Raw genomic sequence first — 24745 nt, 5'->3', positions numbered from 1 at the left:
CCCTACTTCACCCGTAATTTGACCCCTATAGGAATGCGGCGGTCAGGGTACTTATTCCACTTTCTAAGCTGTGACAGGCTAGTACCGTACCACATTCTCATGTGGCTGTATGTTTCGCCTTTCTTCACTTTGTGATAGACAGCTTTGCTTTTCTTCGTATTTGATTTCTTCTTTTTCCCTGCTGCTTTCACTTTCTTTTTTACAAATGGACTTTTTGCAATACGGATTTCTTGTAATTCAACCGAGATAGCAAAACCATTTTTGTACTCCCCAATATCGCGGGATAGATTGGTAATGACTACGTTTTTTGCAACTTTTCGCCCTGTGTAATTCATTAATTTTCCCGCATACATCTGCTTTTTTAGATATGCAAAGTCTTTGTTTGGATTTTTGCCAAGCAAAAAACCCGAAATTGAAGTGATTTCGGGTTTTCGTTGTACATGATCAGTTATAGGAATACCTTTTTCAACAGGGTATGATGTCACTTCTACTTCGGGATTGTCCGACTCTTTTTCGTTCACTATTTTGATTTTCCCTAGCTTCGCCATCAATATTCCCCCTCTGGCGCATACATTGGATTCAGTTTCTCCCACGTTTCTTTAAGAGCTTCTTGAACCGCTTGTTTAATGCTCTCACTGCCTGTTGAAGTACCTCCAGAAACTTGGACATAAACTGTCGGTGAAAAACTATTGCTGTTTGAAGAATTAGAATATGTTGTCGAACTAGATGAAGGTGTGTAAGCTGCGTCACTTAACATGCTGTTTGTTCTACGGTTGTTGTAAATTGTTGACCCGCCAGACAAACGCATAAGCTCTGGACCCTGCTCTCCAACCATTGCCCATTGATCACCAATGATACGGCCACCTTTTGCATAACCCTTATATGGACCACCGCGCGCCATTGATTTTAAGCCCGGATGGTTATAGATCCCGCCGTATCTTCTATTAAGATAGTTAATCGCGGCAACAATTTGGTGTACTGGATTTTTGATATTGCCGTAACCCGGTTCTTTGTATGCAGCGAATGTTGAAGGGATAAACTGCATAAGCCCTTGTGACGGGTGCCCCGCTTTTGCGTTGCTATCCCAATTGTTTACTACATTTGGATTTCCGCCAGACTCTTTCATCGCGACGGTTTGTAAGGCCCCGGCATAGCTAGGACTAATTCCTTTAATTGAAATAGCTTGAGCTACCCATTTTTTTACGGCAGCAGATCCACCGCCGCCAAACATACCGCCGAAGCTCTCAATCTTTTTCTTTCCCCAGCTCATTGCGCCATCTTTTACTTTAGTGAATAAACCCTTTGCTATATCACCAAAACCTCCAGCTAATGAAGGTACTTTCCCACCAAACATCTCAAAGGCTTTGTTCATAAGCTTTGTAGGATTAGAAATATAATCCCACACATCAAAAGCAGCGCTTTTCACTTTTCCAACAACGTTTTTTGCTCCCTCAACAGCTTTACCAAGCCATCCATTTCCTTTTTTGTTTCCCTTTGTTCCATCGCCATACATCGGGACATTTCCGAGAGTTTCAAGCGTTTGCTTATGTGATAATACCTGTGTTCCTTTTGGCAAGTTCATCAGCGTGTCAGTTCCCGGGGATAACCCAACATGGCCGGACGGCGTTTTATATAATTCAGGTCCACCACCATCCCCTAAAATTGCAGGACCACCCGGATGTCCGTTTGTACCATTCGCATATTTTGGAGGGGTCCATTTTGGGATTTGCACATCTTTCATGCCAATCTGTCTCAGCACCCAGTTTATACCGCCTGTCACTCCGTTCACAGCGGTTGCCAGTGCTCCAGCTAGCATATTCCCAAGACTTTTAACTCCACTAACTGCTTTAGATGCCATTGATTTAATACCTTGACCAATCTTCCCAGGTAAAGCTTTTGCGCCAGCAACCATGTCGCCAAATTTCTTTTTAACAATGTCCCATAATGCTCCAGCCAATCTACTGACATTGCTTTTTACAAAGCTCCAACCCCTTATAATTAAACGTCCCATATTCACAACAGCATTCGAAGCATGTGTTGCACCATTCATGAAAAAGCTTTTGACACTTGTCCACATTCCTGATACAAGTGCTCTTATTCCGTTCGCCAATCCTAAAACGCCTTTTAATAAGCGACCTATGAAAAGTAGTTGTATGCCATTCCATATAAATTCAATAGCACCGAAAAAGAGTTGCTTTACTCCTTCCCACATCTTTCCGAAATCTCCTGTGAATAAGCCTGTGAAGATTTTAACAACACCCATTATGATGTTAAGCGCACCAGTAATAACACCTTTGATGTTTCCCCACACAGATTGAACAATATAGAGGATTACAGGCATTAAAAATACAAAGACCTTTTGTAAAATACCGAAGACGTTTTGCAAAGATTGAACTATTTGTGATCCATTTTCTTTCCAAAATGCCGACACTTGATTTCCCACGGACGCCAAAAAGCTAAACACTCCGCCCAATGCTTGCCCTATGTATGGCGCGATAAATTGAACGGCAGACAATAATCCGTTGAAAATCGTACTAAACACCGGCGCCATGCTTTTCATTGTTGAAATAAAACTAATAATGAATGCATGCACATAAGGAGATACGCTAGCAATGGAGGATTTAACTGTATCAAAAACCGATTTCACTTTATCCGTTACTCCCACAATCATATCTACCGTACTTGGAGGAAACAGCTGTGACAATATGCCGTAACCTTCTAACCGATCTCCTGTACCTTTACCTTGCATAACGCCAAATACACCCATAATCGCTTGTTTAGCGGTTTGGGCTGGACCTGATATATTTTTAAATATAGAGCCAATCGTATTGAAAACTGGTTGCATTACTTTGCCAATGCCAAAAATAACATCAGGCAATTTACTAAATTGAGTAGAAAACCATCCCATTGCAGCTTGAATATGAGGCTTTGCAGGCTCCATGATCTTTGCCATTGTCGAGCTGATAGATGATTTCATACTATCAACAGATCCGACCCACGTATCTTTTGAATCTTTCATGATACCAGCCATTGCTGCTGTTTCGCCCGCTGCTCCTTTGGTCCCTTTCTGCATTCCTTTTACAAGCGCAGCGATGGCTTCTTCACTCTCAAAACCACCTTTAGAAATGACCTTTTTCAGATCTATAACATCTTGACCTGTTTCGTTTGCCAGTATCTTAAGCGCAGGAATACCAGCATCCATGAGACGGTTCATCTCTTCCATAGATAAGGTACCTGATACCTGCATTGCTCCAAAGGCATCACTGATCTGCCTGAATCCTTCGGCACCTTTACCACTTGCGGCAGCGGCATCCCCAACAGCTTGCATTGTTGGTATTACATTCTTAACATTCATACCAAAAGCAATAAGGTTTCTACCGCTATTTGCGATGTCAGTAAAGGCATATGGTGTTGTTTTCGCAAAGGTTAGCATGTCATCAAGAAAGCTTTGCGCCTTCTTCGCATCACCCATCAGAACAGATAAGGAGGTTTTAGCCTGCTCAATAGCAGATAAACGCCCCATACCTGTTGCGGCTAGAGCTCCTCCTGATAACAGCCCTAACGCTCCTGCATAGCCTTGTACTGCTGTTTTAGCTTCTCTGAATGGTGCTGTAATTCCAGTTTTAACACTGTTTGCAATACTTCTAGACATAGAGCTAACTGATGAGGGCATTCTTCCAAAGTCTCCACCTAACCTAGATGCACCTTGTGCCATCTGTTGGAACTGTCCACCCACTTGACCGCCCATATGGTTCACTTGTTGAGTAAAAGAAGTTGTATTTGTTGTAGTCTCTGCAATTCTATTTCTCATTGCGGACAATTGACTATTTGCCACCCGAATGGTTCTTGCGCTTGTATCAGTGGATCTATTGAAACGCATTATACTGCGGCTTGCTGTATTAATATTGGTGTTTGTTGAGGTGACACTTTGACTCGCCGTTCTCATTCCACGTGAAAGGTTTACAACCTGCCCGTTAGCAAGCCTTAGTTGTCTAGTTGCTCCTGCTGCAATCTGACTAGTATTGTTAAGGCCATTACTCATTGCTTGTATTGGTCGGTCTACTCCCTGAATGCTACTGAGCATACTATTTACTTGAGTATTCATTTGTTGCAATGGTTTCGAGTTAGCAATGAGTTTTAACTCTATGGCAGTGGTCCTCAAAGGTTGGGACATTTATTTACCTCCTTTCTGATTTGCTTTGTTCTTCGCATCAATATAGAGATCAAGGGCGGCATTAGCTTCGGCGATCTCGTCAGGTGTCATATATCTAGCAACGTCAAAACTGATCACTCGCTCCATCACTAGCCGCCACATGTCCCACTCATTCTTTGCTTTGTTCTTGTAGTGGTTCTTGTTCTTCGTCTTCCGCTGTAAGAAACGTGTCACATTCGTTCATGACCTCCTGCAAGGCCTTCAATCCTTGCTCATCCCAATGAGACCAATCTACTTTAGGACTGTGAATTACATGTTTCATGTAACCGTCATACAAGGCATCTAAGTTAATAGAGCCATCACCAGCAGCTACAGATGATTGCAATTGAACTACCTTTCTTACTCCTGGGTGAACAAGTGTATACTTTACGCCTTTTACTGTTACTTCTTTTGATTCGCCTAATTTTGCCATCGGTTTTCTCTCCTTTAGTGGTTTGTTCATATGAATAAAAGCAGCCTTTACAGACTGCTTTCGTGTGTTCGTTTTCTTTTTTCGAGCCATTATTTCACTGTGTAATCAAAGACTTGAATTTCAAACTCTCTATCTCCGACTTCGTCTGAATACTCTGCATCAGCGTTCTTTTTAACAGCAGCTTTGGTCCCGCCGAACGTTTCTTTTACCTCTCCATTATTCTTGATCCAGATAGGAAATTGTTTACCGTTATTTGCGTACTGGTTTAGTAATGCAACGAATGGTGAACCTTGTGACAACGTTAAAGTGATTGTGCCAAGTCGATTGTTGGTAATAGCCATACTTGCTTCGCCTTTAGCACTCATTTTCGTTTGAAAATTATCTTCATCCTTAGATGCAGAAACCATAGTGCCTTCTGAAAATCCTGTTACAATTTTACCGGCCACCGTTATGGTGACGTCCATCGGATTATATGTGTATGCCATTAATTAAGCCCCCTTTAAATAATGATTTCCCCTGTGATTTCTGCTGTGTGAACCGCTCCAGCAAGCTCAAATCTAAACGATAAGCCGTCATACACACGGTTTTTGCGGTTTTCGTCTGTCATCTCGCTTCTTCCTTTAGACTGAACAGAATAGACAGGCTGTCCGTCCTCGTCTGGTGCAATGATGCCGTTTGTAAAAGCTGTTTCCAAAACATTGATAATTTGTGATTCTAGTAAAGCGAACCCTTCATTTGTGTAAGGGATTTTATCAGTAGTGCTTAGAGCGGTTTGAATTGAAGTCTCGATGTTAAGCTTGACCCAATCTTTGCCGTGCAGCACGTCAATAAATTCACCCGAACCTGTAATACCCTCGCTTGTTTGATTGCGGCCAGCTTTAGTTACAAATGCAATGGCACCCGCCTTGTGGATGTTTTCCAACGTATCGACTTTGTAGTCTTGCGGTGTGACACCAATGAGAGACTTAAACTTCCACGTAACAGACCCGACAGGCTTGTTTGCAATTGCTCCAATAAGCGCGGCATCCGGTTCCTCATCAACAAGCGGATGATGGAATACAATGGTCCGATCTTTTCCTGTGTATTGTTCAAGCTCTTCAAATGACGCGACTTTCAAGACAACGAATTTATATGACTTCTCTTCAAAGAATTTAGACGCCTCAAGGCGGTCTTCTGCGTTAACAGCAGCCAGTAATACAAAATGAAAGTCTTTGTCAAAATACTCTTCTAATGCGTTTCTAACGCTGAAAACCTGTTTGGGGTTCTCTGTATCTCCTGTTTCAAATTCGTGCCCAAATGAAGCCACAGCGACCTTATTCGGCGCATTGTCACCTTGTGCAAAGATAGCCGCTGCCTTTTTGTAAGTGGCCGTACTTTCTCCGTAATTTTGCTTTAATGATTCCAGTGACCCGTATTCTCGATAAACACTTTCAGTTGCGCTAGTGTTTTTAACCAAGATAAGCGGAATGCCAAGACCTACAAGCGTTGTGGGCTTTAAAATATCAATTTTGACTTTTACGTCTGATAAAGGCATGTAATTACCCTCCTATATTCTCGTTATTTATGGTGACAGAATCAAAATACTCTGACTCTGCCCCGTTATGTGTTACTCGTATTCTGAACCGTGCATCAAAGCCATGACGTCGCTCATTTTCAATTGATAGAAATGTATCTCTGTTACCTGTTCCCTCCGCTCGAATAAACGCGATTCCCTTATCATAAAGAACCTGCTTCGCCTTCATTGTTCTCAAAAGCGTAGCAGTCTGTTGTGTTAAAGAAATCACTTCAATAGCATCATCGGAAATCCAAGTGAATGAAAAGAAAATATCTACATCTTCAGTGATCGCATCGCCTTCGATAATTCCCCGATGTTGGGGAATGTACGGTGATGTAATGGTATATGTGCAAAAAGGATAAGCAGGCTGCTTTCCTGTTCCATTTTCCATAATCACTTTGTGACCGGTACTATCTCTGATGACACCAATCACCGTGCTTATAATGGATTCGTAATCAATCAAAGCTGCTCACCGCCTTTAAGATGTAACTATTGAAGTCTGCGTAATCCTCGAAAGGATTCGTAGATTCAACATGGTATGAGCTTCCCTTGTAAATCACTTTAGATTTCAAAGGGATCTCCACAGATTTGCTGATATAAAGTTGGCGGTCAAATGTCGTTAAACGGCCACCTGATTGATAGATTAATTGACTAGGTAGAACAACAAGCGCCCCTTTTTGCGTGGTGGTTATGGGTTCACCGTCTTGCCAGCGTCCGATATCATCATAATCTCCTTCACTCTGCACAATGAGATCAAAAGTCACACTATATTTGTCTATGAGTTTCATGAAATTGAATTGGCTCATCACTGCACCTCATAATCAATGGAACCAATTAGCTCACCTGTATCAACAAGCGGATTTGATGATCCTTTTTGTTGAGTGGTAAATGGTTGATTTGCTGGTGACTTCAGATCCCGGGCGTATTTTTGTATTTTGCCCTTTGTCTCAAGACCGATGGCATTCATTATGCTTAGAGTGCTGATTCCTTTTTGGACAGCTTCAAGCAGAAATTTGTCCAGCTTCCGTAGGATTTCACGTTCATTTTCATCCCAGCCTGATCTAATAAAAGAACGTTCGGGAATGACAATGTGAGTGGTGTCTTTTCGCAAATGTAGACCTTGAGAATGTAGATATGCACGCATCTTTGGCGTCACTGTGATACGTGTACCAAATTCATGCACAGCTGCAATCATGGCTTCTTTTCCTGTTCCAAGAACGCCCACTCTTGCTTTTCTCTCGCCATTTCCAAGTGCGTTTACCACTTTCGGAATACGGTTTTTGTCTTTGATCTTTATACGCCCCATATCATCACCTCAACGCTCGGAACTTAACTCGTCTGTATTTTCTCCACAGCTTATACACAGCCTCGTAACGCGTATAATCACTTGTGTATGTCTTGCTCATGCCGCCGATAGATTCAGAGGAAACACCGACCTCATTCGAGCGGTCAATCTTAATCATCATGGCAATTCCTTTTTTGACTGGTGAAGGCAACTCAAGTAACCCCTCTTTGTTTAAAAAGGGGTTGTTACAATATTCTTGTGCGTATTCAATGCCGTCTTGCAGTTCCAGTAAGAGCTTTTTATCCTGTGATTCATCTTCTAAAGGGATCTCTAAGCGGGCTTTCAACTCTATTAAATCCATTATTCACCCCTCAATCCCACTACTTCATATGTTAGAAAGCAGCGGCAATGTATGTCATTGGCTGCGCTTCCTGATTGTCCAGGCGCAACTGCTGTGACACTATTTCCTAGATCAAATTGTTCATTGACCTTTCTACGCTGACCTTGTAACGCTTTATGATTTGCCTTCCGAGTTTGTCGGACCCGCGCATCATTAACGTTGTTCCATACCTTTTCCATAATGATGCCTTGTTGCTCAAACTCTTCAGCTTTATTGTGAGTAGCCTTTTCACGCACTCTATGAGCTTCTGTACGGGTTATTACAGTTGCTCTATAGTAAGAGGTATCAAAAGCATTTCTAACACGTCTAGCAATGTCTGAAAAGCGTTCGCGTTCAATAAACCCTCTTTCTATTGCGTCGTTTATGTCCTTCACAATCATTGCGCGATGCTTTTCCAATGCTTGCGTTAGCTTGAGTCCATACACAGCGTTCTTACGAGCTTCTTCAACTAACTTTGGCAAAGAAGGCGTTGCATTTCTTAGCTTTTGATCAATCATTGCTTCGACAACAGATGCCATCCAGTCATAAGAGAAATCATAAGTGTCTTCTAAAAGCCGTATGATTTCCTTTTGAGAGCGGGTATCCAGCTTGGACGCCAAAGCAATTATTTGAGACTTCAAGGCTTCAATATCGCCAAACTGATTAATGTCAGCATATGAAAGGTCGTCACCTTGATCTAATTTCTCGTACAGATCAGTAAGAGAACTCATAAATTCCTTTGAGGCTTCACGATAAAGCTTTTTTAACCTTCTCATGGCCCCTCGCTCTTTAAGGTCCAACGGCTTCAAAAGCTCGTTTAAAAATTTCCCTTTATCCACCGTCATCCCCCTTATTCTTCTACTAGTTCTTCAGGAACTTCTTCAACTTCATCTTGTTCCTGCTTCTCGCCCTTTTTGTCGATCTTATAGCCTAAGTCTTTGTAGATGACTTCAAATGCTCTTTCAGTGACATCAAGTGAGTGCTTACCTTTTTTTATTTTCATTACTCACCAGCAGCCCCTTTTGGCGTGATAGCAGCGAATGCATCATCAGCTAAAGTAGTGAAACCTACTTGCATAGTCGCACGAAGAGCAAACATTTCACGTTCAAAAAGGTTGATCGGAACATTATTCTCATCTACCACTGTAGTTAGGGTTGCGTCAGTTGAAATAGCATACTCAATATCTTGTAAAATTCCGTATCGCGCATAATCCCAAGCACCTGTAATTAATTCAGCTTTTGTTTTGTCCCAAGATTTACTGTCAACAAATCCAATTGGTAAGCCTAGCGCTTGAGGCGTTGCATCTGCTGTTACTTGGTTGAACAAAGGTAAACCGTTGTTATCTTTTGATGCTCTCAACTTTTGGCGGAATTTACGAATAGTTGTAAATGCATCAGGATCTTTGTCTGCATCTTCCACTAACGCCATAACAGCAGCTAAGTCATCATAGATTGTTGAATTGCTACCTGCTCCTGTGCCTAATTCAACCTTTTGACCAGAAGTATTGATTCTTTCCATAACTGAAACACCTTTTTCAAACGGTGATTCTGTTCCGAATAATGCTGCTTGGTCAAATTTCACAGCAAAGGCTTCTCTGATAGCTGATTGCATTTGAGTAAAAAAGTCTGAGACGGTATATTTTAAAAACTCTTTAGAAACAGGGATGATTACCCCTAACTTTTTGGTTGTCATCTTTGCGGTGAGCCATTTAGCCGTGCTTGTTTCAATTCGTTCGCCCTCTCCTACCCAGTAGGCTCCCGGTCCTTCTGCTAAGTAAGTAAAAGTCTTTTCAGGCTTTGTCATTGGTTCATATTTTGCTAGTTGTGAGATAGCAGATGTTTGCATGAACTCTTTCATAACAATTTCTGCATGCTCCGTTGGAATCTTTCCGTTTACTGCGTCTTGTAACAATACTGTTTTCGGATCAAATGTTGGCATGATAGCCCTCCTTATTTTCTAATGCTTGATTGTGAAGCTAGTTTTGCAATGTCTACACCACTTGAATGAACTGCTCCGTTACCTCGTTCAATTTCTCTTCCTGATTCTTTAAACTTTCCATCTACAGCAGCTTGCACGGCAGCATTGAATGACTGCTCAAGCTTGCTTAAATTTTCCAGTGTAGAATCTTCGTTTTCCCCAATAAAAAAGTCAATAACGTCCTTTGGCAACTTCTTTTCATCAGCTGCTTTAAGGGCTTTATTGACTAAATTTTCTCTATTTCGTGCCGCTTTTTCTGCTTCAATTTCTTTTCTGAGCTTTTCTACTTCAATTTGTTCAGGCGTTTTAGAAGGATTCCTTTTTGAAACCTCTTCCTCAACGATTTTTTCAAGGTTGTTATCTTTCCAAGTCGCTAGACCTTTAGTGAAGTGTTGGTCCAAGCGTGGTTGCAAGAGCTTCTTTCCTTCTTCTGTTTCTAGGAATCCTTTCACCTTGTCTGCTGACACGGCTGATAGTTCCCCTACAAACGCTTTTACTTCTTCATTTTCTTTATTTTGTTCAAGAAACTGCTTAATTTCTTCAATGTTCATTATTCTTCATCCTCCAAGCCATGTAGTACGAGCCTACACGTCTAAGTTTTCCGTCTTTTCACGACTTCCGGCAGGTCGTTTGTCTAGCTCTTCATCTTCGTCAAAGCTGTATATGGAATCCATTTTTGCTTCAATCATTCTTTCTATTTCATACTGTACGTCGTCAACAAACGTGAGAAGTGACAGCCTTGTTTCTTCACTTACTAGGCCTTTGAGTTTTGCTGTGGTTTCAGCTTCTTCAACGATATTCGCAGGAAGATTTCGCGTGAAAGTGAACCACACTTTCAGAAAATCGTCGTTACTAATAGCAGCGTTTTTTCTTGACCACGCTGAACACAACAGCTTGTATTGGTACCTCAAAGCAGCAGTCATTTTCCGCTCCATAGTGATACATTTGTTCTCAAGAGCCATAAGCTTGTACCGCATTGCAACGCCTGTTAGATTGCCGCCAAACGCTTCATCACTAAAATTAACTGACTTGGAGAAGCGCATAATGTTTTCTTCCAAGCGATTCAAATGATTTTCGATCATTGTGTCGTTTATATCTTTTGTCAGGAACTTCACGTCATCGTTATCGCCGAACAGCTCAAAGACCCCATGTTTCTTTAGCTTCTCAAGCGTTTCCTCGTCAGCACCAGCACCTTTAAAGATCATGTAAGCAAGTCGCAACTGCTCAATTTCATTTGATGCATCTGATAATGTTCGGTCATAAGCATCAATAAGAGAGAGGACCTTTTCAGCATCACCCATAAACTCATCATTGTTTGGCAAACCGAATAAAGGACAGTGGTCAAATAAGTGTTTTTTAACTTCAATTTCTTGCCATCCATTTTCAAGCTTCTCAAAATAGTAAACGTGAGAAGAGTCGTAAAACTCCGCTTTTTCTCTTTTGATCTGCTTTCCATCTATCCAGGTTGTCACCTCATAATATCGAAGAGCAAATTCAGGTTCAGTTATGTCATTGCCGCTACCAATAATGACCGCTTCCCACGGATCAATATTCACGGTTCTCACTTCGCCTGCCTTGTCCACATAAGCCAATCGAGCAGCATATCCACAGATGGCCGCTTTCTTACCAAGTTCACTATCAGCATCTTCAATAGTATTCATCAGATTAAATCTATTGATCACTTCGACTAAAGCCCCTGATTCACTTACTTGGTTTTTATCCACCTCATAAGTGATTGGATGACCAAACATGTAACCCACTTTTGTATCAACAATCTCACTATCAAAACCATTGTTTAAGCGGTTGTTTACTCGATCATCTATTCTGAGGATCGCTCCTGTTTCAAAGTCCTCTTGATGCTCAAGTGTAAAAGCATCCCTTTGGAGAATCGGAACGCCCTCAATGGATGCTTTGTATCTCTCATATTGATTGATCATTTTATCTCGCTGTTCTTTATGAGAATTTATAATCGCATCAATGACTTTGCTGTTAATCTCGTTTTCTCTTAAATACTGTACAAATTCATTCATTTGCTCACCTCTCTCCTTTACGCCTCATTGGTTTATTATGTGTATAAAGGGCATAACGTATGGAGTCCAGAACATCATCCCATTCTTTAACTGGATCACCCGTCTTTTGATTCCATACATACATGAATATTTCTTGTTTGAAGCGCTCTACTTTGTCCTCAACGACAAAAAGCCTGTTCTTCTTGAACAAGCCTGCCACCTCTTCTATACCAGACACTACAGCCTTATCAGCATTCAAGGCTCTTAACCTCTCACGCCTGAATCTAACGACATGTTCTGGCCGTGCGGTATCACAATAAAAATTCATGCTGCCGTAACGCTCTTTTATATCTTTTGCCACTTTGACCCAATAATCTATTTCTTCATGCTGCGCTGCATGCTCTTCCAAGAGATAATAATTTTGTTTATCATCCTCTCCAATAACGACGATGGAACCAAAATGCTCATACCCCCAGTCAACGCCAGCGAAGTATTTTACAAAGTTGACGTTCTCTAATTGATCTGACCTGATGTAATGCACATCTTTATTGAAATCTTTGTATATCACGCCTTCTGGCGCAACCCAATAACCATGAATATCCCTGTCTGTAAACATGCCACTCGGTGTGGATGCCACTATACTTTCAACATATTCAGGATCAAGAAAGTTATTATCAAACAAAGAAAAGTGAAAAGCCCTAATGTTAAGGCGGCCGCTCTTTAATCTTTGCCCGTCTTTGTCGATGTAATCCTTTTTTACGGTGTGCATTGGGTTTTCAGGGTTTGTATCCATCAAGACCATTGCGCCTTTGTACGAACAACGGGATATAACTTCCTTCACAAATGAATCATGAAGAGCGGTTGCTTCGTTTAAAAATGCGCCAGCTGATGTAAAACCCCTCGCTTTTTTCCAAGCATCCACATTGGCACCATCGAAACAGTAGACCCGGTTGCCGAATATCTCAATGGCATTTGCTTTGTCTAGTTTAAGTTCTTTCTCTAAGATCAATTCAAGGTCATTCAATACGTTACGCTTGATGGCTGCTTGAGTAGCGCCACCGATGATAAATGAAAGACCCTTGTTTTGATATTTACTAATGTGAGCAAGGAATGCTAAAAGGAGCACGAATGTTTTCCCCGCTCTCTTTGCCCCGCTACATAAAAGGATTTTAGGCCGCTCTTTTACGAAGCTGTCCCATACCTCTTTTTGCTTTTTATTCAATTCCATGTTCATTCACCATCTTTTGAAGCATTGAAGCAATTTTGTTTTCTCCGCTGCTTTCACTACCGCCATCAATAGCCTTCTTAGTCTTCTCGATATTTAAGCGCATCTGCTCCAGTTTAAGCCGTCTTTCGTCTGTCTCATGGGCAATGTTGTCAAACTGCTTTATCAAGCTTCTCAGCTCGCCCATTGCCCTAGATTGAGCGTTTAGGAAAGCAGCTTGTTTATCCCAAGCAAATTGTATGTCATGTTGTAACTCTTCCACATAATGAATCTTCTTAAGATTCCCTGTTTCATCTACGCTAAGATCGCCTTTTATTTTTGACACAACTTTTGTAGTATCATCCTTGCTTTCAACAAACATGATTTTTTGTGCCCTTATAATAGCTGTGAACTGAATTTGTATTTGTTCCCAAAGTAAATCAACAGGGGAAAACTCCTGTATGTCCTGCATGATCTCAAACGCTTCAGCTGGCATGTGCTTTGAATAAAATCCATGCGTCTTTGCGTTTTGGTTTCTTATTGGTGCTGCTCCCCCGCTATTACCTAACGCATTAACGTTACCGGGTTGACCACCCTTTTTTGTGTGCACACTTTTTCTTTTGGGTGCACCCTTTTTCCTTTCCCAACCATGCCGCTTTTTCCATGATTTTATGGTGTTGATCGACACCCCGTATTTCTCGGCAAGGTCCTTGTATTTCATGCCTTTGACGTAATCTTTCTCCGCCTGAATGTGCTTCGATTCCATTTACATTCACCTGCCGCCTCCTTCTGATTCGTGTTTGTTTCGGGAATTTATTTCTCCGCTTGGTTCCTGATGAGGTTGTTGTACTCTTCAAACCACTCAATAGGAATTTCTGATCTTGCTGATATTCTTCGTTCGATAGCTGCTGCTATATCTTCTGTTCTACGTTCATCATGTAGCCACTTAGGAATAACACCTAAAGGCGGTTCCTTTGTCATGTCATTCACTCCTTTTGTTTTATTCGCTCTAAACTGCCGCCGCACTCTACCTTTAAGCCGATGCTTGGTGTAAAGAATTATCGGAAGCAGTTTACAGGGAACAAAAAAAACACCCCCAAGGGTGTCTTGTGAATATTTATTTATCCCAGTCTGGAATCTCAAATATTTTGCATTCTACAGGTGATTTAGATGAATTGAATTTATTTATCAATTCAACAAATTGACCCCTAGCATAGAAATAAATCAATATTTGTCTAGCTTCTTCTCTTGTAATTCCTGCATTCTCAATATCCAATTCAATGTCATAATATCCACTTACTTCACTTAACTTTTCTTTATCATTGTAGTAAACAGAAAGTATTTTACTTAATTTCGTTAAATTATTATCTGGAATGAAATTAAGTTCTTCTAGTTCATCTTTAACCACTGATTCAATTCCGTTTAGTAAGCCATATATTGTTGCCTCAGTGACAGGACAATAGCCTTGTCTGTTCTGGATACGATAAATTTGACCTAATATTTTCCCTTGTAATAACAATTGATTATCCATTTTTTCACCTCCTTCCTTTATATCGGCAGAAAGTGAGCATATGGAACTATTCGCAAAATTTGTCGAACGAAAATCACTTTTCATCCTTTTCTTTTCTTGCCTTTACTTGCTCAAATGTTTTTAACATGTAACCTGTAACAATTCTATCCTTTCTGTCTTTATCCAAAAGCCACAGAACAATTAGAACTGATACCGTCACAAATATAAACCCTGACCATTTATTTTCATTAACATTAAAAGCGACCGTAAGAAATGCAGCGAATAAAGGCACTATTGCCATTAGATTTCTTCTAACAGGGTCTAGACTATTATCCATATGTGAAAACCTTGCTATCGCAAATTCTAGGCATTCAATTTCTAAATTATAAAGTAGTATCACATTTTTTTTATAGTAATTTTTTTCTTGACCATATTTAAATTCTTTCAAAAAATAAGCAAGTAATTCTTTATCTCGATATGTGTAGATCACATCTTCTAATTCCTTTAATTTCTTCGTGTGGTTCTCATTATCTAATTTCTTAATTTTTTCATTTTGTCTTTTATTTTTAATTGCACGTTTATTTTTTTTACCCAACTCTACTCACTCCTCGATTTTATTATCGGATAAGATTGATAAAGTTGAGGAGTCTACGAAATTTGTCGAACGAATCCCAAGCTCGCAAGAGCAAGTGAAAATATATTAATTTGTGGTGACGCGGGAAATTATGCCTCCCCGTCCTGCCTTCAAGTTTACACTGCGGTTTTAAGTGATTTCAAATGTTGAAGAAAATTGACTTTCTTGACTTCTTTGACGATGTTGCCGATTATTTCAGTTTTGATTTTTCTAATTGTGTCTCTTGAGCATTCAAGGTGATCTGATATAGCGGTGTAACTCATTCCAGTCATCATGCAGTCATAAACGATTAAATGTCTTTCCTCTTGCATTTGGTCCACGGCTTTATTAAGGAAATTAGCAATAGCTTCGTATTTGAGCAGTCGCTTTTCTCTGCGGTCAAGATGTCTTAGTTCAGCTTGGCTTATTCCTGCTGATCCTTTAGGCATTGCAGCTTCATCACCGTATGTTGCCGTTAGCTTTTGACCTCCTGCAAATTCAACACGATTCAGGAGCCTAGTGAGCCTGTCGATCTCTCGTAGCATAAATTCATAGTCTCTAATCCATTCTTCTACCTTCCAAGCAATCATTTGATCTGTCATCTATATTCCTCCCGTTATTTACGCTTGTACGCCCCGCCTTTGGCTCTTCTCAGTCTCTGCATGTTTTGCCCCATAAGCTCTCTTAAATCTCTGTCAGTGAGCTTCTGCGTGTCCTTTTTCGGCTTTTCCTTCTTCATGTTCATCCTCCGTTCTGAAAAATAAAAAACGGACACCAACCAGCACCCTTAAAAGGTGTTGATCAGTGTCCGCAGGCTCTCCGTCTTGGACTTATTTCAATTAATCATGTCACTCAATCTAAATACATTGAGACCATACAGAAATACACAAATTATTTGGATTTGTTCTTTTCTTCTTCGATATCTTTTATACAAACCTCAACCATTTCCTCTATAAAAGATAATCTGGTTTTATTACCTGAAAATAGAAAAATGAGGTTAATCAAAACAAAAACAAATAACAAGAATATTAATATATAAGTCATAATACTATTCAAAATTTGATTAGCTTCAGGAATGCTAAAGTAGTTAATAACAGCTTCTTGTCTGATAACAAAAACAAATAGCGGACCTGAGATTAATGCTATTAATGTTTGCATAATTATTGCAAAATTCCCCTTACTGTTTTTAGCCCTTACGTATGCCTTAAGCATCCTTAGTTTAGTTAAATCATGTTTAGTATATGTTAAGAGTTGTTTACGGAAGTAATCTAGATTTTCCATAATATCTCCTTTATTAATTTTCTTCTTTTTAGTTTCATCTAGAAATTGATCTTGATAATAAAGGATCGGAATATCTAACCATTCAAATATATTTTTAGGCGGTTTCGAATATTCGGGGTTAATTTTAAATATTGAATGTATGATAAATGCATACATTAATAAAAATATAGAAAAAACCAAAAAATTATATGACAAAGTAAGATTTATAAACACATTGATAAGTATTGATACAATTTGAATAAAAAATAATATTACTATCATTGCTACATAAAATTTGTTTTTTTTTATCTTCCCTTTAAAATTTTCAAGATATTTGAAAATAAAAACACCCATAATAAGCCACCTTAATATAATTTTATCAAACTAAACTATTCGTAAACTTCCACAAAAAAGAACGCTAATCTTCCTCTCTTATAAAGTGATTAGTGTTTTAATTATTATTTACTATAATCACCTTTACTCAATTCACTTTTAAGCAATTCTTCTAATGAATCGATATCATTTTGCACTTTTTCCTCATCAAGCCTAATCCCACTAGACTCACCCGACTTTTGCATGAACAAAAGTGATAATGCAGGCATTAATAGTTCTAATTTATTTACTGCCGTATCAGAAAAGAATAAGATATTCTGTTCAAAAAACTCGTTCGCTTCTTTTAATTCAAGAGAAATCTTACTACAAAGATTTTTCTTTACTATTGAACTTATTTGTTCTAAACACTCATCTACATTTGAATTCCACATTTCTAATATAAGTGTAATCTCGTTTCTTAAATCTTCATCAAATTGAAAATGGATGCTTTCATAGTAAGGGATGATTTCTGATTTAGACCTGATAAAAGTTCTTGATAGATGTGACATCCCCTCTAAATTTAAAATTGATTTACTTGTTCTATAAACTTGCTTGAACAACTCTGGATATAGTTCATGCCTTTTAGTTGAATACAATGAAAAATCATGAATTCTTCTATCAAAGTCTAGTTTTCGTTCCTCTGATAATTGTGCAATGTCATCTTTAAATTTAACCATTTTTTTGTTGAAATAATTATTAATTCCGCCTTTTACAAAGGATTGAAACAAAAGAGTAACGATTCCACTAGTCAATATCGAGACAATAAAATTTTGAATATTTATTTGATTAAATATTTGCTCTAACATCATTATTTACCTCTTAAACAGTTCTGGATATTCTTTCTTAAATTCTTCTAAAGCTATGTTTTTTGCATCCTCAAATTCTTCAGAACTAATAACACCTTTCTCTCCCATCAAAATCAAAAGTGCATTTGTATTCAGTATATTGTTTACTTGTTCTTCTAAAGCATCAAAACTGCCATATTTAATTCCCATTGTTTCACCTCAATTTTAGATTATTACTTCATCATTCCAACGCTTTTTTTCTAATATCTTCAAGTAATTGGATAGTCTTCTCTTCATTAATCAAACCATGTTCTTTAATATATCTATAGATATTATTCTCTAAAATCTCATAGATAAACTGTAATTTTTCTATCGAATTCTTGCCTTTTTTTATTCCTATTTTAACTCGTGCGCTTCTAATACCAATATCAAGGTTTATAACCTCGTCTAAATTATGAGTATTTAATTTCAAATCAAGTTTCAAACCAATTAAGTCCCTTGAATAAATGAAAAGATATTCACAAATAGATTTGTCATCTATTAAATTAGTTCCACCTTGAACTTTAACTTTTTGTACATTTTTATTCCTATTGCTGGTTTCTAAATTTATTTCATTAATAGCACCTATTGTACCCAACATTGATAAACCATGAAAAACATAGTCTAATACCTTAACAGTATGAAATGAAAAGCTTCCTCTAACAACTTCAGAAATACCAGTTAAGTTAGGCTCCAATGGAGTTAAAGGAAATCCCATAACAATAGTCAAAGCAGAAAGAGCATTATTAAACAGATCTTTATCCCCAGTAAAAACCGTTACAATTTTTTTGTTAACGTTTACTATGATTCTAATCTTTTTTGAAGTGACTACCACTTTAGATTCCATTGAATCATAGTCATATTGTGGCGCTTTTATAAATAGAGTGTAATAAAAAGTCGCTTCTTTATCTTTTAATAGAACTAACTCAATTTCTTCTTTTTGATTGGTTTGATATTCAGGAATCTCTTGATTATAGTCAGACTTTCTATTAAATAACAGACACCCTTTTTTTAGATTAATTTCATCAGGCATATTTTCATTTATGTTCCCAATGTGTCCTGTATACTTAGTTTTTGGGGTATTGAACGTTTCATCAATGATACGCTCCCCTTCAGAGTCGGGAATAAATGGGATTAATTCCTTGACTAACTCTGTCTTTCCTGCATTTGGATTTAATTTTGATTCAGCACCAAATTTCTCACTGATTTCGTACAATTTGTTTTTATTTGTTTTATGAAGTGCATGAAACAGTGTAAATCTTGAACCCATTTTTATGTCCTCCTGTCACAAAGAGGCTTTACAGCAAGACAATAAATTTTATACAATATTATTAATGGAATAGTTTGTCTGGCATGTAGAAGCTTCTGCATGTCTTTTTTTATTCCATTTTACACACAAATTGTATATTTTTGTAGAATTAAATAAGAAAAACCTCAAATTCAGGGGTTTTAACACAAATTTTCTCTATATCAATACAAAATATGTTTTTCATTGCATCAACCCAGCTATCACGATAAAGGACATGAAAGCCAGCAGCGTGAAGATGACAGGCCCGTTTGACTCACGCTTTGCCATGACTACATTTCCTTCGATGATCAGATCAGGGCAACTATCAGCAAGCACTGGTATGAAAAATTCCGGCACGCCTAAATATGCAGCTGCAGCATCTATCGTCATCGCTTTGTTTTTGCAGGCTTTGACGGCCTGTGACAGTTCAACGTGTTTAGGTAGACTCATACTCTTTCACCGTCCAATCGCTTCATAAAAGCAAATTCATATTGCTTCTCGATGTTTTTCATGGCTGCTAATCCGCCTCTGTGGAATTCATCTTTACATGCTTCGTAATTACGCTGCTCCCAATTCAGTTCGTTTAAGAAAAGCTTTGAGAATCCGTCGATCTGCTGATTCTTTTTCTCTATTTCCCTTTTCAAACTTCTGATCTCCTCCAAAAGGTCCTCAACGTTTACTTGATCTTTTGATAACATCGTGATTCCTCCAATTATTTGATCTTGTATCCTATTTCATGATCGACCCGAGCAAAAGCACCTTTGGCCGTTTGAATGATTGTTTTTCCGTGTTCAGGTGCGTCTGTGATGTGGGCGGTTCCTTCGTTGCCGTCAATCACGATGATGCGGACCTTACCAGGTTCTATTGCGTTTTGAATGGTTGTATCAAAGTCTTTAATTTCAGTTGGTTTCATCCGCTTCATGCCCCCATGTGTTATAATTAAAGTGTCAGTTTTAATTAGCACTGGAGCAGCGGCTTCGGTGTTTTTTTATGCCCATTTATCCATCTGGAACGTTGGTGACGGTTTTAGCTCTTCTCGATAAACGATAGGATGCTTCGCTAGATATGCCTCTAGCTCTTCTTTAGTCATCTTCCACTCGATGACTGGACCCGCAGTATATGGGTTGTTAGGCTTTCCGCTCATGTTTTCTCCCTCCAATCTTCGGTTTCCCCGCCTTCCTTTTCAGCTTTTTGAGTTTATCCAGTTCGATGAATCCTAGAGACCGATCAAAAGCAATAACCTTTAATGGCGTATCGAATTTGCGTTCGTACAGCTTTCGCTTGATTGCAAAATCTTTTGTTTCCATGCCCTTGATGTCAACTATCTCTTTTGATCCATCCAGATGAGTGATTTCGAAGTCTGCAATATATTCAATCTTCCGAAAAGTCTTGTCATGTTTCTTAAAGGCTTCTTGAAGCTCAAAGCGTGGTTGCAATGAAAAGTCTTTTATCTGTTTGGCTTGCTTGAGCCATTTAAGATGCTCATAGTATTTGGCTTCTGCCTTGCTGTCGAAGGTGATGCCGTCTACTACCGTTTTACGTGCGCCGTATTTATTGGACATGTTTTGTTGATCCTCGCTTTCCGTTGCTGGAAGTGCTTTTTCAGTTCGGCAACGAGTTTTTCTTTTTCCGATTCGTTTAGGTTGGTTCGTTTCAGTAGTTCAGTGATGCTAGGATTCATTATTTTTCTGTTAACAACTCCGGGTTTTCGTAGATATTGCCGATGACTTCGTAATCTTCTTCACAGTAATTTATATCACCAATCCAGCAGACGCCTTTTCCGTTTTCTTCACCAGTAAAATTAGAATAATAACGGCTTTTAATGTTCTCTAATGTAAACGATCCATTTCGAAACCCTACTGAAGCAGTGAAATTCTCTTCTATTTCATCTCCATTAAAGAACCAGTGAACACAATGAATGATATCCCCCTCATAAATTTCATTTCCTTCTGAATCTTTCAATCCAGTGTATTGCCCCACTGATTCCCAATGTACGGGTACAACACCTCTATCATCAGAGTTAATATACGCAAGCCGGTCATCTCGGTTTAAGTAGATACCTCCCTCAATCCATTTGAGATCACCATAATCTTCAATAGGACTACCTCTAAACTTGATTTCTCTCATTCCCTTACCTCCCGTCATCCCGCAACCATTGCAGGACCTTCGTTTCTCTGAATCTAGCAGTGAAGGCTATAGTAATTAGTGCGACTATCGTCTTCATGCTGTCTTTCCTTCCAACGCCCTTGCTTCGACTAACATTCTGTCTAACATTTCGATGACTGGTTTTAGGCTCTGCTTACGCCCTGTGGTGTTACATTCAGGACAAGGGAAGATGCCCGCCATGAAAGTATTTTCGTTTATGACGACTTTCTCGCCATTGCATGTTTCACACATTTAAAATGCTCCTTCTAGCCGATGATTCAGCTTTATATTCTTTTCAATTGTCACAGCAAAGTTCTTACACATTGAGTAAAGTCGTGTGCCGAATGCTTCATCCATTTGTATGAAGTCCTCAAATGTTAATTCAGATGAAAGCATGATCGGTTTTTGATGTTGATAACGATAGTTAATAATTTCTTGCATTTGCAAAAACGGCCATGTCTTCAGCTCGTCATTTTCGTTTGTTCTTGATTTGAATAGATCATCAATAAAAAGCACGTCTATGTTTTTTAAGAGGTCCATCTTCTCTGGTAACTTATCGAAATTTTTTCTAAGATCCGTCATTCCTTCAAGGTACGGAAAATACAGAACTGGAATTTTATATGTTTCAATAAATCCGTTGGCAACAGCTGATAGTAGATGTGTTTTACCAACACCTGACTGACCTAATAAAGCAATGCTGTTTTCATCAGTGTTCTTTATATCTTGAAATGCTTTAGCGTATTCAAAAGCGCATTCCCGCATTTCTTGGATTACTTGAGGCTTTCCATCTGTTTTAAAACTACTGAAAGTCATTTTCTTAAACCGTTCAGATATATTGCTAGCACTCATAAGTTGCATTTGTGTTTTCTGCGCCGCTCTTTCGGCAACACATCGACACTGGCGGGAAAAGGTTGTCTTCCAATACTTCGCATCTTGAGGGCTACATACTTTACCAGCGAGAAAGTCATCTTCACGAACCATTTCATGTGCTGCTAGATCAAAGCGTTTGCCTTCATCTTTCATTCGCTTTTCTGTTTCCTCGTGAATCCGATAAACAATGATTCCTTTGTCTTTGCACTCATCGCATTCATACGTTTCTTCTGAGACGACCGGTGCCGAAGATTGGCGTGACTTTAGATTTGCCTTCATTCTTTGAAACACTTCGTCTAGCGTTGCCTTTGGCATCCTGCTTGCCTCCTTTGATGATTGGTCTGTACAATACCGCCGACACCCAATTGATTGATTTTCTATCCTTCTCAACGGCTTCTTTCATGATTTCCAAGACTTTTTCTTCTCCGTGGTCATCAATCATTTGATTGATCTTTTCAGCATTGAAGGCGTTTAACGTTCCTCCGAAGTGGCTTTCGTAAAATTCAAATGGGTTCATTGGCTTGTCCTCCTGTCGTGTTGTTTTTTCTTCTTTTGGCTTTTCAGGTTCTTCATCAGGTACAGGGGCGATGCTTGCTTTAGTCTCAAGACTTACGATGCGATAACTGCCCGCTGATTTACCTTTAGGCTTGTACTCGATACGGCCATGTTCTATCAAGATTTTCCGGTGCTCAATCATAGTCTTTTCACTGACTCCTAACCTTGAATAAAGGCGACTGTTTGGCACCGTGAACCACTCTTTCCATGTGCAACCGTTGTTTATATCCATCAAGTGAAACCACAATGCTTGAGTGGTAGGTTTTAATTCTGTTGTTTCGAGAAATCTCATAAAGCCGTTAATTTCTTTCAGGTAGTTCACTTACTCACGCCCTTTCGCATAGAGCTGTCATTCCGTCGATGCGGACAAGCTGCAAATTTGGCTCAGTTCTTTTGATGTAACCCTCGACATAGTTGCGGAACAACTCAGACCTATTGGGTGCCCCTTCTGTCATCCATACATAACAGAAGGGAATAGGCACTCTAATTGAATGGAAGTTCGTCATCTTTTATATCAACCGCTTCGCCATCAAAAGGATCGGCATCTTTTGCGCTTGGCTTTTCATCAGCATCAATGATTTCTGTTTCCGGCATTTCATCCGTAATGTCGATGCGCTCACGCTGTTCTTCTCCGTCTTCTTTCAGGGCTGACTGCATTTCAACCGACAAAATGCCCCACTTACTCAAGATTGCTTTTAATACCGTTTTGAGTGCCATAGCATCCCAATCGTTTTTCCACCCAAAATCGGACTTGCTGAAACGTTTTTTATGCTTCTCAACGTCTGCTTTGGTCCAATATGTTGTTTTTCTAAAGCCGTTTAGCAACTCAAAATATGCGGCATATCCAATGACTGATTCTGATTCACGTTTTTCAAAATCTATTTCAATTTCTTCCGTCAAAGGGTTCCATTTTTGAAGCTCCCCCTCACGAATAGGAATACAGTTGATAAATTTGTATTGTCCGGTTCTTAAAGCAAGCTGGATATAACCTTTGTAGCCTAGCTGAAATTGCGCTTTTCCACCGTAGGGAACAATCCAGGCATAACCCAAGTTCTTATCTACTGGCAGATCAAGCGTAGCCGCTACCATTGCAGATGAAATGACGCTCATCGGTTCCGCTTTTTGAAGCATCTTCTCGCTGCTATATAGACCTAAAATTGACGCTGTGAACTGTGGTGCTCGCTTCCCTAAAACCTCTTCAAAACGGTTCATGACTGTTGGCGAAGAAAGTAATGATTTTAGTGATGTTCCTTGTGAAGCGGGTGCCGCTGCGTTATTCTGCCGTTTCTGAATGTTGTTTTTTAATGATTGATTAGTAGCCATCATTCGACCTCCTTGATTGCGAAACGCCTAGATCTCGTTTCTTTTATGACTTTTTGGTAAATATCCGGGAAGTGCTCTTTCAGTTTGTTTGTGTCTACTCTGTTAGAAACAACAGGCTTCCAAGTTGCTTGATACTTCCCGACAAACCCCGTTTCAGCGTCTTTCAATTCTTGCTTGATTTGATTCTCAAGCTCTTTTGCTTGCTCTTGTAAAGTGGCAATGTCTGCTTTAAGTTTTAGATAGTGTTGGATGCGCTCTTTATTTGCGCTTGTGAGATCAATAATTTTGGTGCTATCTGATTCAGCATATTTCTTCTTCAAGAACTCTTCTGCTGCGCTCGATCCGTCTAGTGCTGGAGCAACACCTTTTAACACATGGTCATTCCAAAAATCCACGACAGATGAAAAGATCATGTTAATCAGTTCTTCATCCCGCTCAACCTCTTTCCAAACAAACCGATTACCGCCAATCAGTACAGCAAAGTAACCCTTTTTGTATTCAGGACCTAAAATCCCTAGATAGTATTGAACCTGAACAATGTAACTGGCGGGAATCTCATCATCTATCCATTCCTTTGCGTTATAGGCAGATGTAGTCTTGCATTCGAGAATGGATTTTTCTCCAACGATCATCCGATCAATGTTTGCTAGAATCATAGAGTGTTCAGGATGCTGTAAAATGGCGTTTTTTTTACGAACCTTTTTGCCGCTCCTAATCTCAAATTCTTTCGCCACAATGTCTTCAAGAATGGTTCCAAAATAAGCTGCGTCGCTCTGCTCATCATCCAGCAAGACTTGCCCTGTCTTTTCAAGCCACAATTCAAACGGCGTTTTCCATTTACTCAAGCCAAGCACGACAGCAGCATCAGAACCACCTATTCCCTTCTGACGAGAGAGAAGCCATTCCTCGCGTGACATTTCAGCTGTAGATGAAAGGACCTTCGCTTGCATG

At 39.3% G+C, this 24745-nt stretch carries 36 protein-coding genes; all 36 read right to left on the bottom strand.

The window, feature by feature from the left end; translation table 11 throughout:
- Nucleotides 1-2: 2 nt before the first annotated feature.
- Nucleotides 3-548, bottom strand: coding sequence for a LysM peptidoglycan-binding domain-containing protein (locus ACP7A0_RS12600; protein WP_426005361.1), 546 nt, complete (start codon nt 546-548; stop codon nt 3-5).
- Nucleotides 548-4174, bottom strand: a complete 3627-nt coding sequence (locus ACP7A0_RS12595) for a tape measure protein (protein WP_426005359.1) — start codon at nt 4172-4174, stop codon at nt 548-550. The genes ACP7A0_RS12600 and ACP7A0_RS12595 overlap by 1 nt, the downstream gene beginning before the upstream one ends.
- Nucleotides 4175-4300, bottom strand: a complete 126-nt coding sequence (locus ACP7A0_RS12590; protein ID WP_260856995.1) for a hypothetical protein — start codon at nt 4298-4300, stop codon at nt 4175-4177.
- 22 nt (nt 4301-4322) lie between these two features.
- The gene (locus ACP7A0_RS12585) at nt 4323-4625 is read right to left on the bottom strand and encodes a hypothetical protein (RefSeq protein WP_126741376.1); all 303 of its coding nucleotides are present in this window, start codon (nt 4623-4625) and stop codon (nt 4323-4325) included.
- Nucleotides 4626-4714: 89 nt separating this feature from the next.
- Complete coding sequence (locus ACP7A0_RS12580; RefSeq protein WP_056408011.1) at nt 4715-5110, bottom strand: phage structural protein; 396 nt, start codon at nt 5108-5110, stop codon at nt 4715-4717.
- Nucleotides 5111-5124: 14 nt separating this feature from the next.
- Nucleotides 5125-6159 carry a DUF3383 family protein gene (locus tag ACP7A0_RS12575; RefSeq protein ID WP_144487693.1) on the bottom strand — a complete coding sequence of 345 codons (1035 nt, stop codon included), beginning with the start codon at nt 6157-6159 and terminating at the stop codon, nt 5125-5127.
- Between the two features lie 4 nt (nt 6160-6163).
- Nucleotides 6164-6643 (bottom strand): phage neck terminator protein, encoded by a 480-nt coding sequence (locus ACP7A0_RS12570; protein ID WP_144495818.1) that lies wholly within the window; start codon nt 6641-6643, stop codon nt 6164-6166.
- On the bottom strand, nt 6636-6986 hold the full coding sequence (locus ACP7A0_RS12565; protein WP_426005355.1) for a hypothetical protein: 351 nt from the start codon (nt 6984-6986) through the stop codon (nt 6636-6638). Before ACP7A0_RS12565 ends, ACP7A0_RS12570 begins: the two co-directional genes overlap by 8 nt.
- Nucleotides 6986-7486, bottom strand: coding sequence for a hypothetical protein (locus ACP7A0_RS12560; protein ID WP_426005353.1), 501 nt, complete (start codon nt 7484-7486; stop codon nt 6986-6988). The genes ACP7A0_RS12565 and ACP7A0_RS12560 overlap by 1 nt, the downstream gene beginning before the upstream one ends.
- A gap of 4 nt (nt 7487-7490) precedes the next feature.
- Nucleotides 7491-7826, bottom strand: coding sequence for a phage head-tail connector protein (locus tag ACP7A0_RS12555; protein WP_075611162.1), 336 nt, complete (start codon nt 7824-7826; stop codon nt 7491-7493).
- A complete protein-coding gene (locus ACP7A0_RS12550) occupies nt 7826-8683 on the bottom strand; it encodes a phage minor head protein (protein WP_426005351.1) in 858 nt (285 codons plus the stop codon). Before ACP7A0_RS12550 ends, ACP7A0_RS12555 begins: the two co-directional genes overlap by 1 nt.
- Before the next feature lie 11 nt (nt 8684-8694).
- Nucleotides 8695-8847, bottom strand: coding sequence for a hypothetical protein (locus ACP7A0_RS12545; RefSeq protein WP_426005349.1), 153 nt, complete (start codon nt 8845-8847; stop codon nt 8695-8697).
- Nucleotides 8847-9782 carry a phage major capsid protein gene (locus ACP7A0_RS12540; RefSeq protein ID WP_426005347.1) on the bottom strand — a complete coding sequence of 312 codons (936 nt, stop codon included), beginning with the start codon at nt 9780-9782 and terminating at the stop codon, nt 8847-8849. The genes ACP7A0_RS12545 and ACP7A0_RS12540 overlap by 1 nt, the downstream gene beginning before the upstream one ends.
- An 11-nt stretch (nt 9783-9793) precedes the next feature.
- Entirely contained in the window at nt 9794-10372 is a 579-nt protein-coding gene (locus ACP7A0_RS12535; protein WP_426005345.1) for a DUF4355 domain-containing protein, read from the bottom strand.
- 33 nt (nt 10373-10405) lie between these two features.
- On the bottom strand, nt 10406-11851 hold the full coding sequence (locus ACP7A0_RS12530; protein WP_113768167.1) for a phage portal protein: 1446 nt from the start codon (nt 11849-11851) through the stop codon (nt 10406-10408).
- Between the two features lie 4 nt (nt 11852-11855).
- Nucleotides 11856-13058 (bottom strand): PBSX family phage terminase large subunit, encoded by a 1203-nt coding sequence (locus ACP7A0_RS12525; protein WP_426005343.1) that lies wholly within the window; start codon nt 13056-13058, stop codon nt 11856-11858.
- Nucleotides 13045-13800 (bottom strand): phage terminase small subunit, encoded by a 756-nt coding sequence (terS, locus tag ACP7A0_RS12520; protein WP_426005341.1) that lies wholly within the window; start codon nt 13798-13800, stop codon nt 13045-13047. Before terS ends, ACP7A0_RS12525 begins: the two co-directional genes overlap by 14 nt.
- A gap of 47 nt (nt 13801-13847) precedes the next feature.
- The gene (locus tag ACP7A0_RS12515) at nt 13848-14015 is read right to left on the bottom strand and encodes a hypothetical protein (RefSeq protein ID WP_426005339.1); all 168 of its coding nucleotides are present in this window, start codon (nt 14013-14015) and stop codon (nt 13848-13850) included.
- Nucleotides 14016-14151: 136 nt separating this feature from the next.
- Nucleotides 14152-14565, bottom strand: coding sequence for a hypothetical protein (locus tag ACP7A0_RS12510; RefSeq protein WP_426005337.1), 414 nt, complete (start codon nt 14563-14565; stop codon nt 14152-14154).
- A 73-nt stretch (nt 14566-14638) separates the two neighbouring features.
- On the bottom strand, nt 14639-15139 hold the full coding sequence (locus tag ACP7A0_RS12505; RefSeq protein WP_071168001.1) for a hypothetical protein: 501 nt from the start codon (nt 15137-15139) through the stop codon (nt 14639-14641).
- Nucleotides 15140-15294: 155 nt separating this feature from the next.
- Nucleotides 15295-15759: a hypothetical protein gene (locus tag ACP7A0_RS12500; protein ID WP_071168002.1), complete on the bottom strand. Its 465-nt coding sequence runs from the start codon at nt 15757-15759 to the stop codon at nt 15295-15297.
- Nucleotides 15760-15773: 14 nt separating this feature from the next.
- Entirely contained in the window at nt 15774-15896 is a 123-nt protein-coding gene (locus ACP7A0_RS12495) for a hypothetical protein (RefSeq protein ID WP_426005334.1), read from the bottom strand.
- Nucleotides 15897-16048: 152 nt separating this feature from the next.
- Complete coding sequence (locus tag ACP7A0_RS12490; RefSeq protein ID WP_284553693.1) at nt 16049-16771, bottom strand: hypothetical protein; 723 nt, start codon at nt 16769-16771, stop codon at nt 16049-16051.
- Nucleotides 16772-16875: 104 nt separating this feature from the next.
- Nucleotides 16876-17595, bottom strand: coding sequence for a hypothetical protein (locus ACP7A0_RS12485; protein WP_426005332.1), 720 nt, complete (start codon nt 17593-17595; stop codon nt 16876-16878).
- 6 nt (nt 17596-17601) lie between these two features.
- Complete coding sequence (locus ACP7A0_RS12480) at nt 17602-17784, bottom strand: hypothetical protein (protein ID WP_284553695.1); 183 nt, start codon at nt 17782-17784, stop codon at nt 17602-17604.
- 31 nt (nt 17785-17815) lie between these two features.
- Nucleotides 17816-18883, bottom strand: coding sequence for a hypothetical protein (locus tag ACP7A0_RS12475; protein WP_284553696.1), 1068 nt, complete (start codon nt 18881-18883; stop codon nt 17816-17818).
- Between the two features lie 219 nt (nt 18884-19102).
- On the bottom strand, nt 19103-19351 hold the full coding sequence (locus ACP7A0_RS12470; RefSeq protein ID WP_426005330.1) for a hypothetical protein: 249 nt from the start codon (nt 19349-19351) through the stop codon (nt 19103-19105).
- Nucleotides 19348-19599 carry a hypothetical protein gene (locus tag ACP7A0_RS12465; protein WP_426005328.1) on the bottom strand — a complete coding sequence of 84 codons (252 nt, stop codon included), beginning with the start codon at nt 19597-19599 and terminating at the stop codon, nt 19348-19350. Before ACP7A0_RS12465 ends, ACP7A0_RS12470 begins: the two co-directional genes overlap by 4 nt.
- Nucleotides 19600-19613: 14 nt before the next feature.
- A complete protein-coding gene (locus tag ACP7A0_RS12460; protein WP_426005326.1) occupies nt 19614-19814 on the bottom strand; it encodes an XtrA/YqaO family protein in 201 nt (66 codons plus the stop codon).
- 75 nt (nt 19815-19889) lie between these two features.
- Nucleotides 19890-20045 (bottom strand): hypothetical protein, encoded by a 156-nt coding sequence (locus tag ACP7A0_RS12455; RefSeq protein WP_186300500.1) that lies wholly within the window; start codon nt 20043-20045, stop codon nt 19890-19892.
- Nucleotides 20029-20463, bottom strand: a complete 435-nt coding sequence (locus ACP7A0_RS12450; RefSeq protein WP_426005324.1) for a DUF1064 domain-containing protein — start codon at nt 20461-20463, stop codon at nt 20029-20031. Before ACP7A0_RS12450 ends, ACP7A0_RS12455 begins: the two co-directional genes overlap by 17 nt.
- A 118-nt stretch (nt 20464-20581) precedes the next feature.
- Nucleotides 20582-21028 carry a YopX family protein gene (locus ACP7A0_RS12445; protein ID WP_426005322.1) on the bottom strand — a complete coding sequence of 149 codons (447 nt, stop codon included), beginning with the start codon at nt 21026-21028 and terminating at the stop codon, nt 20582-20584.
- A 270-nt stretch (nt 21029-21298) separates the two neighbouring features.
- Nucleotides 21299-22195, bottom strand: a complete 897-nt coding sequence (locus tag ACP7A0_RS12440) for a DnaA ATPase domain-containing protein (RefSeq protein WP_426005478.1) — start codon at nt 22193-22195, stop codon at nt 21299-21301.
- Nucleotides 22134-22793 carry a DnaD domain protein gene (locus tag ACP7A0_RS12435; protein ID WP_426005320.1) on the bottom strand — a complete coding sequence of 220 codons (660 nt, stop codon included), beginning with the start codon at nt 22791-22793 and terminating at the stop codon, nt 22134-22136. Before ACP7A0_RS12435 ends, ACP7A0_RS12440 begins: the two co-directional genes overlap by 62 nt.
- Nucleotides 22794-22954: 161 nt before the next feature.
- A complete protein-coding gene (locus ACP7A0_RS12430; RefSeq protein ID WP_426005318.1) occupies nt 22955-23794 on the bottom strand; it encodes a recombinase RecT in 840 nt (279 codons plus the stop codon).
- The gene (locus ACP7A0_RS12425; protein ID WP_426005316.1) at nt 23794-24744 is read right to left on the bottom strand and encodes a YqaJ viral recombinase family protein; all 951 of its coding nucleotides are present in this window, start codon (nt 24742-24744) and stop codon (nt 23794-23796) included. Before ACP7A0_RS12425 ends, ACP7A0_RS12430 begins: the two co-directional genes overlap by 1 nt.
- Nucleotide 24745: the final 1 nt, after the last annotated feature.

It is taken from the genome of Bacillus sp. DWP3-1 (genome assembly GCF_049896565.1).
Classification (GTDB): domain Bacteria; phylum Bacillota; class Bacilli; order Bacillales; family Bacillaceae; genus Bacillus.
This window is presented reverse-complemented; position numbering and strand designations above follow the sequence as displayed.